Origin of the sequence: Parasedimentitalea psychrophila, assembly GCF_030285785.1 — a bacterium.
GTDB classification, from domain to species: Bacteria; Pseudomonadota; Alphaproteobacteria; order Rhodobacterales; family Rhodobacteraceae; genus Parasedimentitalea; species Parasedimentitalea psychrophila.
Map to the genome: position 1 here is coordinate 870,624 of NZ_CP127247.1, position 15,577 is coordinate 886,200.

The window sequence follows — 15,577 nt, forward strand, 5'->3', positions numbered from 1 at the left end:
CATTGACATGAAAAATCTGACACTGCTGCCCTTGTTGGCGTTTGCCTCTCCTGCCCTGGCACATACAGGCGCGCATATTCACCCGCATGAGGCCGCTGGCTGGTTGCCGCTGGTTCTGGGTCTGACCGCCATCGCAGGCGCATCCATTCTGGCCTATGCCCGGAGCAGCCGCAAGTGATCCCCGGAGAGCTGTTCCCCGCTGACGGCGATCTGACGCTGAATGCTGACAGGCAGGCGCGGATGCTGATGGTGGCAAACACCGGCGACCGGCCGGTGCAGGTGGGTAGCCACTACCATTTTGCCGAAGTCAATCCCTCATTGGATTTTGATCGCTATGCCAGTTTGGGTATGCGCCTAGACATTCCTGCCGGCACCGCCGTGCGGTTCGAGCCCGGTCAGCGGCGTCAGGTTATGGTCGTTCCCTATGGTGGCGCACGGCGCATTTATGGGTTCAACCAACATATCATGGGAGAGCTCAAAGATGCCCGGTAAGATTTCCCGTGCCAACTATGCCGCGATGTATGGCCCAACCACTGGCGACCGCCTGCGTCTGGCGGATACCGATCTGATCATCGAAGTCGAGCGCGACCTGACCACTTACGGCGAAGAGGTCAAATTTGGCGGTGGCAAGGTGATCCGCGATGGGATGGGGCAATCGCAGGTCACACGCGCCGCTGGGGCCGTGGATACGGTCATCACCAATGCGCTGATCGTCGATCACTCGGGAATCTACAAAGCCGATGTTGCACTCAAAAGCGGGCGCATTGCCAAGATCGGCAAGGCCGGGAACCCGGACACGCAGCCCGGTGTTGATATCATCATTGGCCCTGGCACCGAGATTATCGCGGGTGAGGGCAAGATCTTGACGGCGGGTGGCTTTGACAGCCACATCCACTTTATTTGCCCGCAGCAGATCGAGGATGCGCTGCATTCAGGGTTAACCACCATGCTGGGCGGCGGCACCGGCCCGGCACATGGCACATTGGCCACCACCTGCACCCCCGGTCCCTGGCATTTGGGGCGGATGTTGCAATCAGCAGATGCCTTTCCGATGAACATGGCCTTTGCCGGCAAGGGCAACGCCAGCCTGCCGTTTGCCCTGGAAGAGCAAGTAAAAGGTGGCGCTTGTGCGCTGAAGCTGCACGAGGATTGGGGAACCACGCCAGCCACCATCGATTGCTGCCTGAGTGTGGCCGACGCGATGGATGTACAGGTGATGATCCACACCGACACCCTGAACGAGAGCGGCTTTGTCGAGCACACCCTTGGCGCCATGAAGGGCCGCACCATTCACGCCTTTCACACCGAAGGCGCAGGCGGCGGTCATGCGCCGGACATCATCAAGATCTGCGGTGAGGAGCATGTGTTGCCCTCCTCCACCAACCCGACCCTACCTTTTACCGTCAACACTCTGGAGGAACACCTCGACATGTTGATGGTATGTCACCATCTGGACAAGTCGATCCCCGAGGATGTCGCCTTTGCCGAAAGCCGCATCCGCCGCGAGACTATTGCCGCCGAGGACATCCTGCACGACATGGGGGCGTTCTCGATCATTGCCTCGGACAGTCAGGCGATGGGGCGTGTGGGCGAGGTGCTGATCCGCACCTGGCAGACCGCCGACAAGATGAAGAAACAGCGCGGCCGTCTGGCCGAGGAGACCGGCGAGAATGATAACTTCCGGGTGCGTCGCTATATCGCCAAATACACCATCAACCCGGCCATCGCCCACGGCATCAGCCATGAAATCGGCAGCATCGCAGAGGGCAAGCGCGCCGATCTGGTGCTGTGGAGCCCGGCGTTCTTTGGGGTAAAGCCGGAAATGATTTTGATGTCCGGCACCATTGTCTGTGCGCAGATGGGCGACCCCAATGCCTCGATCCCGACCCCGCAGCCGGTCTATACCCGCCCGATGTTTGGCGCCTATGGCCGGTCGCTTGAAAACAGCGCCGTCACCTTTGTCTCCGAGGCGGCGCAGGCGGATGGCATCCGAGAAAAACTGGGGCTGGCCAAGCAGACCGTGGCAGTGCGCAACACCCGTAACATCGGCAAGTCAGATTTGATCCTGAATAACGCCACGCCAGAGATGGAAGTGAACCCCGAAACCTATGAAGTGCGCGCCGATGGCGAGCTGCTGACCTGCCAGCCAGCCGAAGTGCTGCCCATGGCTCAACGCTATTTCCTGTTCTAAGAGGCTCAATATGCAAAGAATTCAGTATGGTATGTCCGGAATGCATGGCGGAGCTTCTGAAGCAACACTGGTGAATGCTGCACGTGCTGCATACTCCTGTGGCAATCGCAGCAACAACACAGACCGTTTCTATCCGCTCCCCTTTCGCGGTACTCAAGCGCGGCCTGTCAGCCATCTTTATGGGTCTGATCAACGTGGTCGAAGCCAATCCCCGCTATCGTCAGATCCAGCAACTGCAAGCGCTGAGCGACGAGCAGTTGGTGAGAAAAGGCCTGCGTCGCGACGACATCGTAATGCACGTGTTTGGTCACTGGATGTAAGCACCCATCAGGGTATGCTGTCATGAGTGCCCCGTCGATGATCTGCCGTGCCTATCACGGCCATGCGCACAATCCGGCCCCTGTTGATCGGGTTGTGCTTGACTATGACGCCCGTTTTATGCGCCGCAAGGTGCTGACCACCGAAGGTGGCGAGCGGCTGTTGGTTGACCTGCCCCAAACCACATCGCTGAATCACCAAGGCGTGCTGCGGCTAGAAGACGGTGGTGAGATCGAGGTCATCGCGGCGGTGGAAAAGCTGTTGCAGATTACCGGCGATGACCTGACCCGGATGGCCTGGCACATTGGCAACCGCCATACCCCCTGCCAGATCGAGCCAACCCGCCTGCTGATCCAACATGATCATGTAATCCACGACATGCTGAACCTCTTGGGCGCTACGTTGAACGAGGTAACCGAGGCCTTCACCCCCGAGGGCGGCGCCTATGGCCACGGGCGCACCCATTCCCATGCGCATTGATCCGAGCATCACATTGTTGCAGCAATGGCTTTCGCCTGCTTATCCAGTGGGGGCCTTTGCCTATTCCCATGGGCTGGACTCTGCGGTGGAGACTGGGGCCATTGGCTCGGTTGATGATCTGAGGCTTTGGCTAGAGGATCTGCTGACCAGCGGTGCAGGCTACAGTGATCCAATTTTGCTGATCGCAGCCTATCGCTACAGGGATGCTGAAGACTTGCAGGACATTGACCAGATGGCACGCGCCTTTGCTCCGTCAAAAGAGCGCCTGGCTGAAACAGACCTGCAAGGCGCGGCGTTTTGCCAGACAACAGCCGCAATTTCGGGCCACGAGATTGCCAACCTGACCTACCCTGTTGCACTGGGCTATGCCGCCCGACTTCATAATCTGCCGCTAGACGTAACGGTGCATATGTATCTGCATGCTTTTGCGTCTAACCTTGTGGCCGCGGCACAGCGGTTGATGCCGGTTGGTCAGGTCGAGGGCCAGCGTCTGCTATCCGCTTTGGCCCCGCTGATCGCCAAGGCGGCGCAGGACGCCCAGACAGCTGAGATAAACGACCTGAGTGGCTGTTGCTTTCTGGCCGATATTTCATCCATGCAACACGAAACCCAATACTCAAGGATGTTCCGCTCATGAGCACTTTTAACGGCCCTTTGCGGATTGGTATCGGCGGCCCGGTCGGAGCTGGCAAGACCACCCTGACCGCTGCCCTGGCACGGATCTTGTCTAAGACCCACTCGATCGGTGTCATCACCAACGACATCTACACGCAAGAGGACGCCGAGGCCTTGATGCGCATGCAGATCTTGCCGCAGGATCGGGTGATTGGTGTTGAAACTGGCGGCTGTCCCCATACCGCAATCCGGGAAGACGCCTCGATCAACCTCGCGGCCATTGCCGAGTTGCAAAGCAGGCACCCCGATATCGAGATCGTCCTGATCGAAAGCGGCGGCGACAATCTGTCTGCAACCTTCAGCCCGGAACTGGCGGATGTGACCATCTACGTTATCGATGTTGCCGCTGGCGAGGAAATCCCCCGCAAAGGTGGGCCGGCCATCACCAGATCGGATATTTTGGTCATCAACAAAACGGATCTGGCCCCTTATGTTGGCGCCTCGCTAGAAGTCATGGATCGGGATGCAAGGCGCATGCGTGGCGACGGGCCATTTTTCTTTGCCAGCCTGAAACACAACCAAGGGGTCTCGGACATCATAACCCAACTTGCCGAGATTGGCGGGTTTTCCTTCGGCTAGAGCAGGCCATAAAATGGTGGTGTCATGTGTGGACATATATGGACCCTGCGTTATTGCAACAGTCGGTGCTGTCAGACCAATTCGAACTGGTCTCTGCAAGGGGCTCTGTTGAAGTTCGTCCCTGATCCCGGACACTGGGGTACTTTACCCCTGTCCATGAAAGGGGCACCAAATGGGTCAACAGCGACGGAAATATACGGACGATTATAAGGCTGCGGCAGTTGAACGACTTTATGAGCCGGGTGCGACGCAGGGTAGCGTGTCGAGCGAGCTTACCCGGATTGTCCAATTGATGTACTTTCTCTCCGGCGCTTGGTGCAGTTTTAGTCCGGCGTTGGGCCAAGTCCCAGTGGTTGTCGCACCGAAATCTCAGTCCAAGTGAGACATAGAACCTTCACCGCCCAGCTAAGAGATGCCGCCCTGAAAGACTAATCCATGATGGACGTATGTATACGTCCACACATGACAGTGCCCTCCCGACCAGGATGTGACAGCCAGCAAGCCATTAGAAAAATGGTGTTTCACGAAAGCAATTTATATTGATCTAAATCACGATCCAGACTTACGCCATCCCGCCGCTCGGGCCTCAGTCTCGGAACAAAACCACCGCTCGCCTTTGGCTTCATTGATCCTTGTCCGCTCGTACTGAGCCTCCCCCAAAAAAAGTGGTCCGCGCCTATGGTTAGGAAACCGGAGGACCATAGATGGCGATCAAGAGACCCAAGCCCGAAGAGATTGTCGTGAAGTTACGGCAGGTTGAAGTCCTGATGGGGCAAGGTATGCCCCGGATTGACGCAATCAGACAGATCAGTGTGACTGAACAAACCTATTACCGCTGGAAGAAGAAATACGGCGGAATGGACCTGTCACGGTATTGTTCCGCCCCTTTGAGAGCATATTCTGCCCCAAAGGAGATACACCATGGCACCACGACCATCCGAAGAATTCAAACGCGACGCAGTGCGGATCGCACTGACCAGCGGGCTGACCCGCCGACAGGTGTCCTCCGATCTTGGGGTTGGTATGTCCACCCTGTGCAAGTGGATCAGAACCTATCGTGACGCGGACGTTGTTTCGAAAGAGGATCAGGAACTGGCCAATGAGAACGAGCGCCTTCGCCGGGAAAACCGCCTTCTACGTGAGGAGAGGGAGCTGCTAAAAAAAGCAACAATCTTCTTTGCGGACCAAAGCAAATGAGGTTTTCATTTGTTGAAAAGCACCGCAATAGCATTCCCACAGAGCGACTTTGCCGGATTGTGGATGTCACCCCACGTGGCTACCGAGCCTGACGCAAACGCCCTGCCTGCCAGCGTCAACGTGGGGATATGGTTCTGTTGGCCCACATCCGGGAGCAGCACCGCCTGAGTTTGCAGAGCTACGGCCGACCGAGAATGGTCGAAGAACTGAAAGAGCTTGGTCTGGATATTGGTCACCGCCGTGTCGGCCGATTGATGCGCCAGAACGGCATATCTGTTGTCAGAACCCGTAAGTACAAGGCCACAACGGACAGCAATCACAAGTTCAACATCACGCCAAACCTGCTGAACCGGAACTTCTCAGCAGATCGACCCAATCAAAAATGGGTTGTTGATATCAGCTACATCTGGACCCGCGAGGGCTGGCTCTATCTGGCCGTGGTTCTGGACCTGTACTCCAGGCGCGTGGTCGGTTGGGCTGTCAGCAACCGGATGAAGCGCGATCTGGCCATACGGGCGCTGAACATGGCCATAACCCTGCGCAGGCCGCCCAAAGGATGCATCCATCATTCTGATAGGGGCAGCCAATATTGCTCGCAGGATTACCAGAAAATCCTGCGCCGGTATGGCTTCAAGGTATCCATGAGCGGCAAGGGTAATTGCTATGATAACGCCGCAATGGAAACCTTCTTCAAAACCATCAAAGCGGAATTGATCTGGCGGCACTCTTGGCAAACCCGCAGGGCTGCTGAGATCGCCATCTTCGAGTACATTAATGGGTTCTATAATCCCCGCCGGAGACACTCGGCATTAGGCTGGAAAAGTCCCTTGGCTTTTGAAAAGATCGCCGCCTAAATGAGCACAAGGGGCGGAACGAAAGCGGGACAGGTCCAGAATGGGCACGGAACAACTCAAGGAACTGAAGCGTCTTCAGAAAGAGAACGAGCGCCTTCGGCGGGTAGTGTCGCAAACTTTTGGACCCCTGTTGCACTTCTCGACAGTGGCATTCATTGGGCAGTGTTTCGACATCTCATTCAAGGTTTAAGCGATTGATCAGTTTCAAAGGCGCGCACTATCCGAAATCTGTGATTCTATACGCCGTCTATTTCTATGTTCGGTTTGCGGTATCGTATCGCGACCTCGAAGAGATCATGGCCGAACGCGGCGTCGCAGTGGATCACGCAACGCTCAATCGTTGGGCCGAAAAATACGCGGGTGCAATCGCCAATGAGGCTCATCGTCGGAAGGCGCCGACCGGTCGATCTTGGCGGATGGACGAGACCTACGTGAAGGTCAAAGGGCGCTGGACATATCTCTATCGGGCGATAGACAAATGCGGAAAAACCCTTGATTTCATGCTGTCCGAACGACGTGATGAAGTGGCGGCGACCGCATTTTTCACCAAAGTGATCGCCAGCAACGGTTGGCCAGACAAAGTCGTCATCGACAAGAGCGGATCAAACGCCGCAGGTCTGTTCAACATGAATTGCCTGCTGGTGATGCATAACTGGTGTTGGTTGATCGACGTCCTGCAGGTGAAATATCTCAATAACATCATCGAACAGGATCACCGTTTCATAAAGAATATCACCCGCCCCATGCAGACCTTCAAATCGTTCAATTCAGCCGCCGCCACTCTGGCGGGCATCGAAGTCGCTCACATGATCCGCAAAGGACAATTCAACCGACCAGGGAAGTCCGGCTTCGAGCAGTTCGCAGAATTCGCTGGATAATTGTGTCCGACTGAAGCCCCCAACTCAATTCATGCTGGAATTTGCGACACTACCCCTCTGTCGTGATCCCGGATAGGTCTCATCAGTCAAAAGGTTCACAAGAACCTACCTGCGGGGTTGGATCTCATGCAGGTGATCTCTCCAAGACTAGGCCATACAGGTAAGATCTCTGGTCAGTGTCCTAGTAGGGGATTGAGATCTACCTACAGGGGAATAGGTATAAGTAATGGATGAAAGGAGGAGAATAGAGGAGAAGAAGTCCTAATAGTTTCCCCTAATAGAGGTCCTAAGAGGATCACCTACTAGGACCCCCAACAGAAAACCCCTCCACCAGAAGATCATTGTTTCAGTCATTAGTTTCAAAGGTTTAGCATGGAAGAGATCAAGGACCCGCGGCACTCCCGCCCCCTCGATGTTCACAGGTGGTCTGACCATCCAGAAGTGGTCGAGTTCGTTGACAGGATCTGGGATGAGTACCTACCCAAGGAAATGGTTGGAAAACCTGGGCCAAAACCCAAGATGGCCTTTCGGAAGCAGCTTAGGATGCTCAGTGCTTGCTCGATAATACAGGAATGCCGCCGTAGAGGGCGCAAGTATCTTGATGCCGATGTCGCATGGCGTTTGGGTAAAAACAGCACAAATGGACACTCAAACGCGTCGCGGCAAACCATCAGGCGGCATAGTGGCTGGGGCCGTTATATGATTGAACTAGGTCAAATAGAGATCGGGTTGCGCTTTGACGACATTATCTGACGACGCACAGCAGACGCTTCAACGTGAAGTCCAGCGATTGCTGGGTCGATGTTTGCTGCGACTGCAACAATACGAGCGCCTGATCAAGGCGATGATGGCACATCACGAAATCTCGGGGCCAGTTCATGCCTTAGAGGCGGTTCAGGCCGCGAAAATAGACAACACCGCCGGTAAGACGCTCGGCACCTTGGTTGGCGACCTCCTTGGATCGTATGTTGTTCCCGTCGAGATCGATCCTCCGGGAAAGGTGACGACCAGTTCTCCCGAGGACGTCCCTTCGTTCGCCATGAAGATGCAACTGAGCTTACCGAATGCGGATTTCACCCGGGTGAAAAGGGACCTAAAAGAACTGGTGCTCTTGCGGAACAACTTGGTTCACCACTTCATCGACCAGCACGACCTCTGGAGCTTGGACGGATGCCGTAGCGCGCACGATGCATTGGTCCTCGCCTACAACCGCATCGACATACATTTCGAAGAACTCCGTGGATGGGCTGAAGACATGGAAAAAAGTCGGCGGTTTCTCGCATCGGTCATCCAGTCTGACATGTTCCGAGAGCAGGTGGTCAACGGCATTGCCACGGATAGCACCGTGACTTGGCCTGCCGCAGGCGTAGTGAGCGCCTTGCGAGAAGCAGCCGGTGAGTTGGCTGTTGATGGATGGGCATCCGTCGCGGAGGCAAGCAGGTGGATTACCGAGCGGTATTCCGACTATCTACCCGTGAAGTATGGGTGCAGCAGTTGGCGGCAGGTCGTACACGAGTCGCGTATCTTCGAGCTTCGGTACTTCGAGTTGGATGGAAAGCGCTCCGCGCGGTATCGGGAAAAATTGAACTCCGCGAACACATGCTGAATTACGCTTGCAGCGCAGGTTTTTCCGGTCAGCAGAGATGCCCACCTTGGACCTAATCTGTTTTACTTTTAGCCGCATGCCTCTCCAACCGATCCAGATATCCCTGACATCGCTCCCTGTGCCTGCTTGGCTAGAGGATTCTGAGCTAAATCTACTGACGGCAGATTATCGTACCAGAAAGTATTTCTTCCTCAGGATTAAAGCCCTCGATCAAAACAGTAGTTTTGATGGAGACTTGGCGATTTCCACTTGGAAAAGTGAAACCCGGGACCACTACTTCTATGTCATTGACGAATTTGCCTGATTTTATGGTTTCAGTCCCAACAAGCAGGGAAATTTTCTCCGTCGAGCCCGTTTTAGTGACAACTTGCCGATCCAGTTCAACAACTATTGGCTCACCAATGGCCGTATCAAGAAGAGTTAGCGTTGCACCTGTCGAGCCTTCCTGGAAATCCACAGATAGCGGCGGCAAATAAAGGTGGTAAAGTTGGATCATGCAGTTCTTCGCAAGTGCTTCACCGCTCACTGTCAACGAGATCACAAGACCTATAGCCATCGCACAAAAACGCAAACTCTCGTCTCCTTTACTGGAAGTTTGTGCCTCTTATTTCAGAGCAACAAAACCTAGTGGGATCAATGCCCCTCTTAACATCAGAGGATGCCTTGTTTTCCTTATAGTTCAAAGGCCCTATTGTCCGGTTCACCAACATTCATGCCCCCATGTCTATTCGCTAATGAACCTAACCGCATGCCTTTCCAACCGATCCAGATACCCCTGACACCTTTCCTCATGCCTGCTCCTGATGTGATCCAAAACCTGCTGGTCGGAAACCTCTGAGTACTCGGGCATGTCTGGCAGTTTGATTGATGTGGGCAGGGGCCCGCCAGTGATTGCCTCCGATGCCTCTGCCATAACAGCCCGCATCTCTGCTACTTTCGAGTAGTCAATGATGTAGCTGTCATGGACAGAAAGGATCAGTATGCCTTGCTCAGTGAAGTGGCGGTGAATGTAGGCGGTGATCTTGCTGTCCACACGCATGAGCTCGACCCCTTTGTCGCTGAACAGGTAGTCAGTCAGTTTGGGGTTCCGAGTCAGAAAACCGTCCAGCAGTCGATCCAACCATTCGTTCGTCATATGCGTACCGGTTTGACCTCCAGAGAAGCTCTCTCGAAAGGCCCTGTATGCTGACGATTTATCCTTTGCGTTGATCGCAATAAGCGCTAGTCGTTTGACAAGCATGCGAACCGAACTTTGCGGGTATCCTGGAATCTTTATCTGCGAGCAGTCATACGGGTCCCCGACCAAATCCTCACCCAGCTCAGCATAAATCAGGTTGATGTGCAGGCCCTGAAAGTCGACCTCAACCGTTGGTGTATCGTTGATGAAGATCTTAGCACGCCAATCGCCGTCAACTTGCTGCCACCAAGCACCATAGAACCGACCATTTAGCTCCCAGCTGCTACGGCTGAAAATACGCCTGATCCTGATGTCATTCCCGTCGATGCGGACATTACGTGTCTTGGCGATGTCCTCGATCACAATGCAGGGGTCTTCGAGGGATGGAATGTCGATGAAGGAGGAGGCAATCAGCTTGTTGTAGGCAAGTACTTCCTCCCTCATGTGCTCGATCTCAGGGGTGTCCTCGTACTCAATCAGTTTGAAGTTTTTGTTCTTCAGAACAATGACTTCTTCACCTTCTGCCCGGCCAACATCTTCACGCTCGAACTTTGCCTGAGCAAACCAATCCTGCAGTATGTCGGCAGCACGAATTCTTGTCGTCCGGTTGCTCTTTGAGCCTGGAGCTGTGTAGCTGGCAAAAGCCATGTCGATCACTTCAGCATCATACAGGGCGTGGATGATGGGCACCAACTTCTTGGACAGGTGCAGTGCGTTATACCGGGGTAATCCCCCCATTTTTAACAGGGGGCGGTCGTAGAATTTACGCGGCCATTTTCAGTTTCATTGCGGGTGTGATGCCGCCGAGGCCCATATTCGGGCGGTCATTATTGTAAGTCCATAGCCATTGTGTGGCAAAGTCCTGTGCCTCCTCTATGTTTTCGATGATATGTTGGTCCAACCATTCATGCCTGACGGTGCGATTATAGCGCTCGATGTAAGCGTTCTGCTGCGGCTTTCCGGGTTGAATGTACTGGATGATAATACCTTGTTTCTCAGCCCATTCCAGCAGCTTACCACTGATGTACTCCGGCCCATTATCGACCCGAATGGTTCCTGGTTTCCCACGCCATTCAATGATCCGATTAAGGCTGCGAATAACCCGTTCGGCTGGCAAAGAAAAATCGACCTCGATGCCCAAACCCTCGCGGTTAAAATCATCCAGCACGTTCAAGAGCCGAAACGCCCGACCATCCCCGAGGCGATCCGCCATGAAGTCCATCGACCAGGTCATGTTCGGGCGTCCGGCACTGCCAGCGCATCGGGTTTGTCCCGCTTTAACCGTTTCCGAGGTTTGATCCGCAAGTTCAGTTCCAGTTCGCAGTAAATCCGGTAAACCCTTTTGTGGTTCCACGAATGACCTTGCACGTTACGTAGATGCAGGAAACATAGCCCAAACCCCCAAGTCTTCCGTGCGGCCGTCAGCCCAACCAGCAGATCGGCAATCTCTTCGTTCTCATCGCTCAAGAGCGGGCTGTAACGATAGCACGTCTCACTGACATCAAACGTGCGGCAGGCCAGCGCAATGCTGATACCGTGGCGCGCCACCGCTTTCTCGGCCAGACCCCGTCGTAAGGCTGGCCGGATCACTTTTTTCCCAGGGCTTCCTTCAGTAATTCTGCTTGCATGCTCATCTCGGCATACATCTTTTTCAGCCGCCGGTTCTCGTCTTCAAGCGCCTTCATTTGGCTGATCATCGACGCGTCCATACCACCGTATTTTGATCGCCATTTGTAGAACGACGCGTTGCTCATCCCGTGCTCGCGGCACAGCTCCGTTACAGGCACACCGCCTTCGGCTTGGCGTAGGATCGCAAGAATTTGGGGTTCGCTATATCTCGTCATCTTCATCAAAATCTCCTCATGCATTCTGCCGAGAAAATTCTACTTCCACATCCCCTTAGTTTCGGGGGGGATTACCCCGGGAGCCCGTTTTCCAAGCGTTGACCGACAAGGACACCCCGATGCTTAGCTCAGGATCCTCCAGCCAAGCCACATACAGGTCCAAGACCAACACCCTAAGCTGCTTCCGAAAGGCCATCTTGGGTTTTGGCCCAGGTTTTCCAACCATTTCCTTGGGTAGGTACTCATCCCAGATCCTGTCAACGAACTCGACCACTTCTGGATGGTCAGACCACCTGTGAACATCGAGGGGGCGGGAGTGCCGCGGGCCCTTGATCTCTTCCATGCTAAACCTTTGAAACTAATAACTGAAACAATGATCTTCTGGTGGAGGGGTTTTCTGTTGGGGGTCCTAGTAGGTGATCCTCTTAGGACCTCTATTAGGGGAAACTATTAGGACTTCTTCTCCTCTATTCTCCTCCTTTCATCCATTACTTATACCTATTCCCCTGTAGGTAGATCTCAATCCCCTACTAGGACACTGACCAGAGATCTTACCTGTATGGCCTAGTCTTGGAGAGATCACCTGCATGAGATCCAACCCCGCAGGTAGGTTCTTGTGAACCTTTTGACTGATGAGACCTATCCGGGATCACGACAGAGGTAGGAGAGGCCCAAGAGCCCCGCTGAGAGCCGCTGTAATCACCGAATTACACCACACTGGCGCAGGGGCATTACTGGGGGCATTCTGAGCCAGTCAGGGCCAGAACCTAGGTCGCTATTCTATGTAAGGAAGTACTGGCTGGGGTGGTAGGATTCGAACCTACGATCTTCAGTACCAAAAACTGTTGCCTTACCACTTGGCCACACCCCATCAGTGAGCGGCTGTCTAATGTCACTTTCGAGCGCGCGCAAGAGGGAGAAGGCAAAAAAGCAGTTCTTTTTTCCTTTTTCTTTCGCAGCCCCAAACAAACGATTGGCTGCCAAAACGCGGTTGCGAAAAGGCGGGTGTCACGACCTCTGAACCTCTCTCGATACACGCCTCTCCAATCGTGCGCGCACCGGGCTTCAGAGCCGTTATTTTCCTGCCCCAAAATGGATCTGCCACAGTTCTTCGCCGTTCCTTTGACAGCATATCCGGCCACAAAGGAGGGGAGCATTGGATAAATGCGGACGGAGAGATGTCGCAGGGTTTCGCTGCGGGTTGATGATGCCACCACCCTCCGACTGCACCGATCTGCGCTGCAAATCGGACCACCCGAGGGCCCACGTCCGGCGCGGAGCATTTGGGAGAGCTGCGCTGATGAAACCTCTCTACCCAGTGCCCTGATCAATCGACCTGCGCGGCGCGATTGTCGCGCCGCGCCAGAGCCTCAGGCAGAGCCGCGAATCGCCCCATCCGAACTGATCTTGGGCCTATGAAATTCCGGCCGCGCCTGGCGGTCAGAAACAGGCCTGATATCGCCCGTTCCGCCGACGCCCTGCTCAATGAAACCAGTGTTCCAAGAAATCCAACCGTCATAACCTGCTGGAACATAACACCCGGCTTGCTCGCAGCGCCGGAAATCACCACCTCAGCGGGGGAATGCGGGGGAATACAGTCCGGGACTTCTGGATGAATGGGTGCTCCCGTCAGATGTGCTGTCATCGCCATACACCAGACTTGAGGGAACGCATGTCGAAAGCACTGGAAGAAGCGCCATCAACGCACCGGTTCGAATTACATTTAATCTATATTTCAAATGCTTACCTCCCACATAACGAGGCAACTCTATTCGGGCATGTTGCCTGATAAACCGCATTCCTGCAAATAGTCCGCGAAATCGCTTCCGCAACACACGGTCCACCGGAGCCCCCATTTCAAGTACACTGTGCGCCAGCGCTCCCGAAAATATCCGGTCCAGTCGCCAACCTCTGGATGCGAGCGGACCACATGCGGCGGCGGCAAATGTTCGAAAATGCAACTTACATCCTGAAACGCCGCAACATTTGGATCCGCCACCAGAAAAACAGGCCGGTGGCTGCTCTGTCCTGCAGGTTTCCACGGCGGGGATTGTGTTGATCCATCATCCGCAAACCTTTGAGGAGCTGGCCCAGTGCTTGAGCGTTTTCACAAAAGCGGTGTGGGTTTCAGCATCTTCATTCTGGATGCCTGTCGCAACAATCCATTTCTGACCGATGAGAGCGAACAGGGCCGTGGCCTGGCCTCGATGGAGAGTGATGCCGGTGAAACGCTGATTGGCCTTGCCACCCAGGCGGGTGAGGTCGCCTATGACGGGACCGGCCCCAACAGCCCCTATACCGGGGCGCTGATCACGAGATTGCCAAGCCCGCAATCTGGTGACCAAGCTGGAGCAATCCGATCAGTCCGTACGCGGCATCGTCCTTGCAAATTTTTCGGTGCCGGAAGAGCGTCGCTCAATCCATGAATTGCCAGCGGTGGTGACCCCCTGTGACATCGTTGCCGGTGATCCGGATGACCCGCGTCGCATTACCGATGGGGTGCCCTGGGGCCTGGTAAACATGCGCCAAGGCCTGCAGGAATGCTCTGCCGCCCTGACGTCGGACGGCAAGCGGCCGCGGCAAAAGGAAGAGGCCGAACAAAGGCTGGAGGCCCTCGGGCTTGAAAACGAGGCGCTATCAAAGGCCCGCACCCGGGCGCTGGACTGGCTGCGCCTGAATGGAGGATGATGTTGCTTTTCCCGGCAGGTCCAAAGTGGCGGCGCGGTCCTTTGATATGCGCCCTGAGAATAGGGTCCGATCCGAAACCATGGGCCTATGTCACGCCAGATCGATAATCCCATCTGACTGGCGCAAACTACGTGAGCAACCAATCCCTAAGAAGAGCGGCATGGCGGGAAAGTGCGCCGCCACCAGGTTGCAGGAAAAAATAACGTTGCAAACCTCGAACATCCCGTAAGGTATCGCAATATTGCAGGCCAAGAACCCGCACAATTTCGTCGCTGGCAGGTGAGCGCGCCAGTGCCAGCCCCTGTTTCTGCGCCGCAAGGGCCAACGCAAAAGGCGTCGAATCTGTCATCCGAAAATCCAGTGCGCGCAAATCGAGGTTCGGACAGGACGACAAGACCTGGTGCCAACCGGATCGGTGCGCTGTGACTTCGAACAAAGCATGGCTCGCAAGATCCCCAGGCGTATTTATCGACCTTGCGACATCAGGAGCAGCAACGACTTTCAGGGTCTCGTGGAGAAATGGCTCAGCCGTATCGGCAAAATCAGTCACTGAACCAAAGGCGATTTGCAGATCCGGCTCGCGGCCTGGCAGGATCGTGCGGAAATCGGCAAGGGTCTCTCCACAGATGACGTTGACGCGCAAACGTGGATGAGCCGCTTCAAATGCGGCCAGTCGCGCGGGAAGCCAACTCATCGCCAAAAGGGTGACCGCCTGCAGGGTAATTACTGTCTGCCCCATCCCTCCGAACAAGGAAGCTGCGGTGGTTTCCACTGAGGCCAGCGCGTGCTGAACAACCGGAAGAAATGCAGCACCTGCAGCGGTCAGGATGACCCGCTGCGGCGCGCGCTTAAACAACTGGCGGCCAAGATGTTCCTCTAAGGCCCGAATTTGCTGACTGACCGCAGGGGCGCTCATATTCAGGATCTCAGCGGCCCGTGCAAAACTCTGGGCCCGCGCCGCAGCTTCAAAAACGCGGAGCCAATTGAGGGACGGGATTCGGGTCTGTGCCATTCGGCTAGATTAAGTTCAACTTACCCTCAGTCGCAAGAAGTCTTTCTGGCTCAAAAGGGCCGTTTCACATCACAGTGA

Annotated in this window: 14 protein-coding genes, 1 tRNA gene and 4 pseudogenes; 13 read left to right on the top strand and 6 right to left on the bottom strand. The window is 55.1% G+C overall.

The window, feature by feature from the left end:
* Window positions 1–7 precede the first annotated feature (7 nt).
* From QPJ95_RS04185 to ureG, 7 genes are all read left to right on the top strand, one after another.
* Window positions 8–178 (top strand): hypothetical protein, encoded by a 171-nt coding sequence (locus QPJ95_RS04185; RefSeq protein WP_270920859.1) that lies wholly within the window; start codon window positions 8–10, stop codon window positions 176–178.
* Window positions 175–492: an urease subunit beta gene (locus QPJ95_RS04190; RefSeq protein ID WP_270920858.1), complete on the top strand. Its 318-nt coding sequence runs from the start codon at window positions 175–177 to the stop codon at window positions 490–492. The genes QPJ95_RS04185 and QPJ95_RS04190 overlap by 4 nt, the downstream gene beginning before the upstream one ends.
* Window positions 482–2,191: an urease subunit alpha gene (ureC, locus tag QPJ95_RS04195; protein WP_270920857.1), complete on the top strand. Its 1,710-nt coding sequence runs from the start codon at window positions 482–484 to the stop codon at window positions 2,189–2,191. Before QPJ95_RS04190 ends, ureC begins: the two co-directional genes overlap by 11 nt.
* Before the next feature lie 74 nt (window positions 2,192–2,265).
* Window positions 2,266–2,511: a hypothetical protein gene (locus QPJ95_RS04200; protein WP_270920856.1), complete on the top strand. Its 246-nt coding sequence runs from the start codon at window positions 2,266–2,268 to the stop codon at window positions 2,509–2,511.
* 22 nt (window positions 2,512–2,533) lie between these two features.
* Window positions 2,534–2,989, top strand: coding sequence for an urease accessory protein UreE (gene ureE / locus QPJ95_RS04205; protein WP_270920855.1), 456 nt, complete (start codon window positions 2,534–2,536; stop codon window positions 2,987–2,989).
* Window positions 2,955–3,626 carry an urease accessory protein UreF gene (locus tag QPJ95_RS04210; RefSeq protein WP_270920854.1) on the top strand — a complete coding sequence of 224 codons (672 nt, stop codon included), beginning with the start codon at window positions 2,955–2,957 and terminating at the stop codon, window positions 3,624–3,626. Before ureE ends, QPJ95_RS04210 begins: the two co-directional genes overlap by 35 nt.
* Complete coding sequence (gene ureG / locus QPJ95_RS04215) at window positions 3,623–4,243, top strand: urease accessory protein UreG (protein ID WP_270920853.1); 621 nt, start codon at window positions 3,623–3,625, stop codon at window positions 4,241–4,243. Before QPJ95_RS04210 ends, ureG begins: the two co-directional genes overlap by 4 nt.
* Window positions 4,244–4,792: 549 nt before the next feature.
* Here the strand turns inward: ureG and QPJ95_RS04220 are convergent.
* Window positions 4,793–4,900, bottom strand: a pseudogene (locus QPJ95_RS04220) (thermonuclease family protein); the annotation flags it as partial.
* Window positions 4,901–4,947: 47 nt separating this feature from the next.
* Between QPJ95_RS04220 and QPJ95_RS04225 the strand changes: the two are divergent.
* The 4 genes and pseudogenes from QPJ95_RS04225 to QPJ95_RS04240 all read left to right on the top strand — a co-directional run.
* Window positions 4,948–5,103 (top strand): annotated as a pseudogene (locus QPJ95_RS04225) (IS3 family transposase); the annotation flags it as partial.
* A 61-nt stretch (window positions 5,104–5,164) separates the two neighbouring features.
* Window positions 5,165–6,294, top strand: a pseudogene (locus tag QPJ95_RS04230) (IS3 family transposase).
* A 194-nt stretch (window positions 6,295–6,488) separates the two neighbouring features.
* On the top strand, window positions 6,489–7,172 hold the full coding sequence (locus tag QPJ95_RS04235) for an IS6 family transposase (RefSeq protein WP_270921316.1): 684 nt from the start codon (window positions 6,489–6,491) through the stop codon (window positions 7,170–7,172).
* Window positions 7,173–7,908: 736 nt separating this feature from the next.
* Window positions 7,909–8,778, top strand: coding sequence for an OST-HTH/LOTUS domain-containing protein (locus QPJ95_RS04240; RefSeq protein WP_270921257.1), 870 nt, complete (start codon window positions 7,909–7,911; stop codon window positions 8,776–8,778).
* 151 nt (window positions 8,779–8,929) lie between these two features.
* Here the strand turns inward: QPJ95_RS04240 and QPJ95_RS04245 are convergent, their stop codons facing one another.
* The 4 genes and pseudogenes from QPJ95_RS04245 to QPJ95_RS04260 all read right to left on the bottom strand — a co-directional run bounded on the left by QPJ95_RS04245 (window position 8,930) and on the right by QPJ95_RS04260 (window position 12,670).
* Window positions 8,930–9,349 (bottom strand): hypothetical protein, encoded by a 420-nt coding sequence (locus QPJ95_RS04245; RefSeq protein ID WP_270921256.1) that lies wholly within the window; start codon window positions 9,347–9,349, stop codon window positions 8,930–8,932.
* A gap of 153 nt (window positions 9,350–9,502) precedes the next feature.
* Window positions 9,503–10,645 (bottom strand): hypothetical protein, encoded by a 1,143-nt coding sequence (locus tag QPJ95_RS04250; protein ID WP_270921255.1) that lies wholly within the window; start codon window positions 10,643–10,645, stop codon window positions 9,503–9,505.
* A 73-nt stretch (window positions 10,646–10,718) separates the two neighbouring features.
* Window positions 10,719–11,805: pseudogene (locus QPJ95_RS04255) on the bottom strand (IS3 family transposase).
* A 790-nt stretch (window positions 11,806–12,595) separates the two neighbouring features.
* Window positions 12,596–12,670 (bottom strand) — tRNA-Gln (locus QPJ95_RS04260).
* Between the two features lie 1,222 nt (window positions 12,671–13,892).
* On the opposite strand from QPJ95_RS04260, the gene QPJ95_RS04265 reads away from it, so the two are divergent.
* The gene (locus QPJ95_RS04265; protein ID WP_270918407.1) at window positions 13,893–14,225 is read left to right on the top strand and encodes a caspase family protein; all 333 of its coding nucleotides are present in this window, start codon (window positions 13,893–13,895) and stop codon (window positions 14,223–14,225) included.
* On the top strand, window positions 14,197–14,487 hold the full coding sequence (locus QPJ95_RS04270) for a hypothetical protein (protein WP_270918408.1): 291 nt from the start codon (window positions 14,197–14,199) through the stop codon (window positions 14,485–14,487). The genes QPJ95_RS04265 and QPJ95_RS04270 overlap by 29 nt, the downstream gene beginning before the upstream one ends.
* A gap of 127 nt (window positions 14,488–14,614) precedes the next feature.
* On the opposite strand, the gene QPJ95_RS04275 is transcribed toward QPJ95_RS04270, so the two are convergent.
* Complete coding sequence (locus tag QPJ95_RS04275) at window positions 14,615–15,499, bottom strand: LysR family transcriptional regulator (protein WP_286018243.1); 885 nt, start codon at window positions 15,497–15,499, stop codon at window positions 14,615–14,617.
* Window positions 15,500–15,577 lie beyond the last annotated feature (78 nt).

Excerpts from the sequence above, each read along its gene's own strand:
- QPJ95_RS04210 (WP_270920854.1), top strand. The coding sequence starts at position 2,955 with ATGGCCACGGGCGCACCCATTCCCATGCGCATTGATCCGAGCATCACA.
- ureC (WP_270920857.1), top strand. The coding sequence starts at position 482 with ATGCCCGGTAAGATTTCCCGTGCCAACTATGCCGCGATGTATGGCCCA.
- QPJ95_RS04200 (WP_270920856.1), top strand. The coding sequence starts at position 2,266 with ATGCTGCACGTGCTGCATACTCCTGTGGCAATCGCAGCAACAACACAG.
- ureE (WP_270920855.1), top strand. The coding sequence starts at position 2,534 with ATGAGTGCCCCGTCGATGATCTGCCGTGCCTATCACGGCCATGCGCAC.
- QPJ95_RS04185 (WP_270920859.1), top strand. The coding sequence starts at position 8 with ATGAAAAATCTGACACTGCTGCCCTTGTTGGCGTTTGCCTCTCCTGCC.
- QPJ95_RS04275 (WP_286018243.1), bottom strand. The coding sequence starts at position 15,499 with ATGGCACAGACCCGAATCCCGTCCCTCAATTGGCTCCGCGTTTTTGAA.
- ureG (WP_270920853.1), top strand. The coding sequence starts at position 3,623 with ATGAGCACTTTTAACGGCCCTTTGCGGATTGGTATCGGCGGCCCGGTC.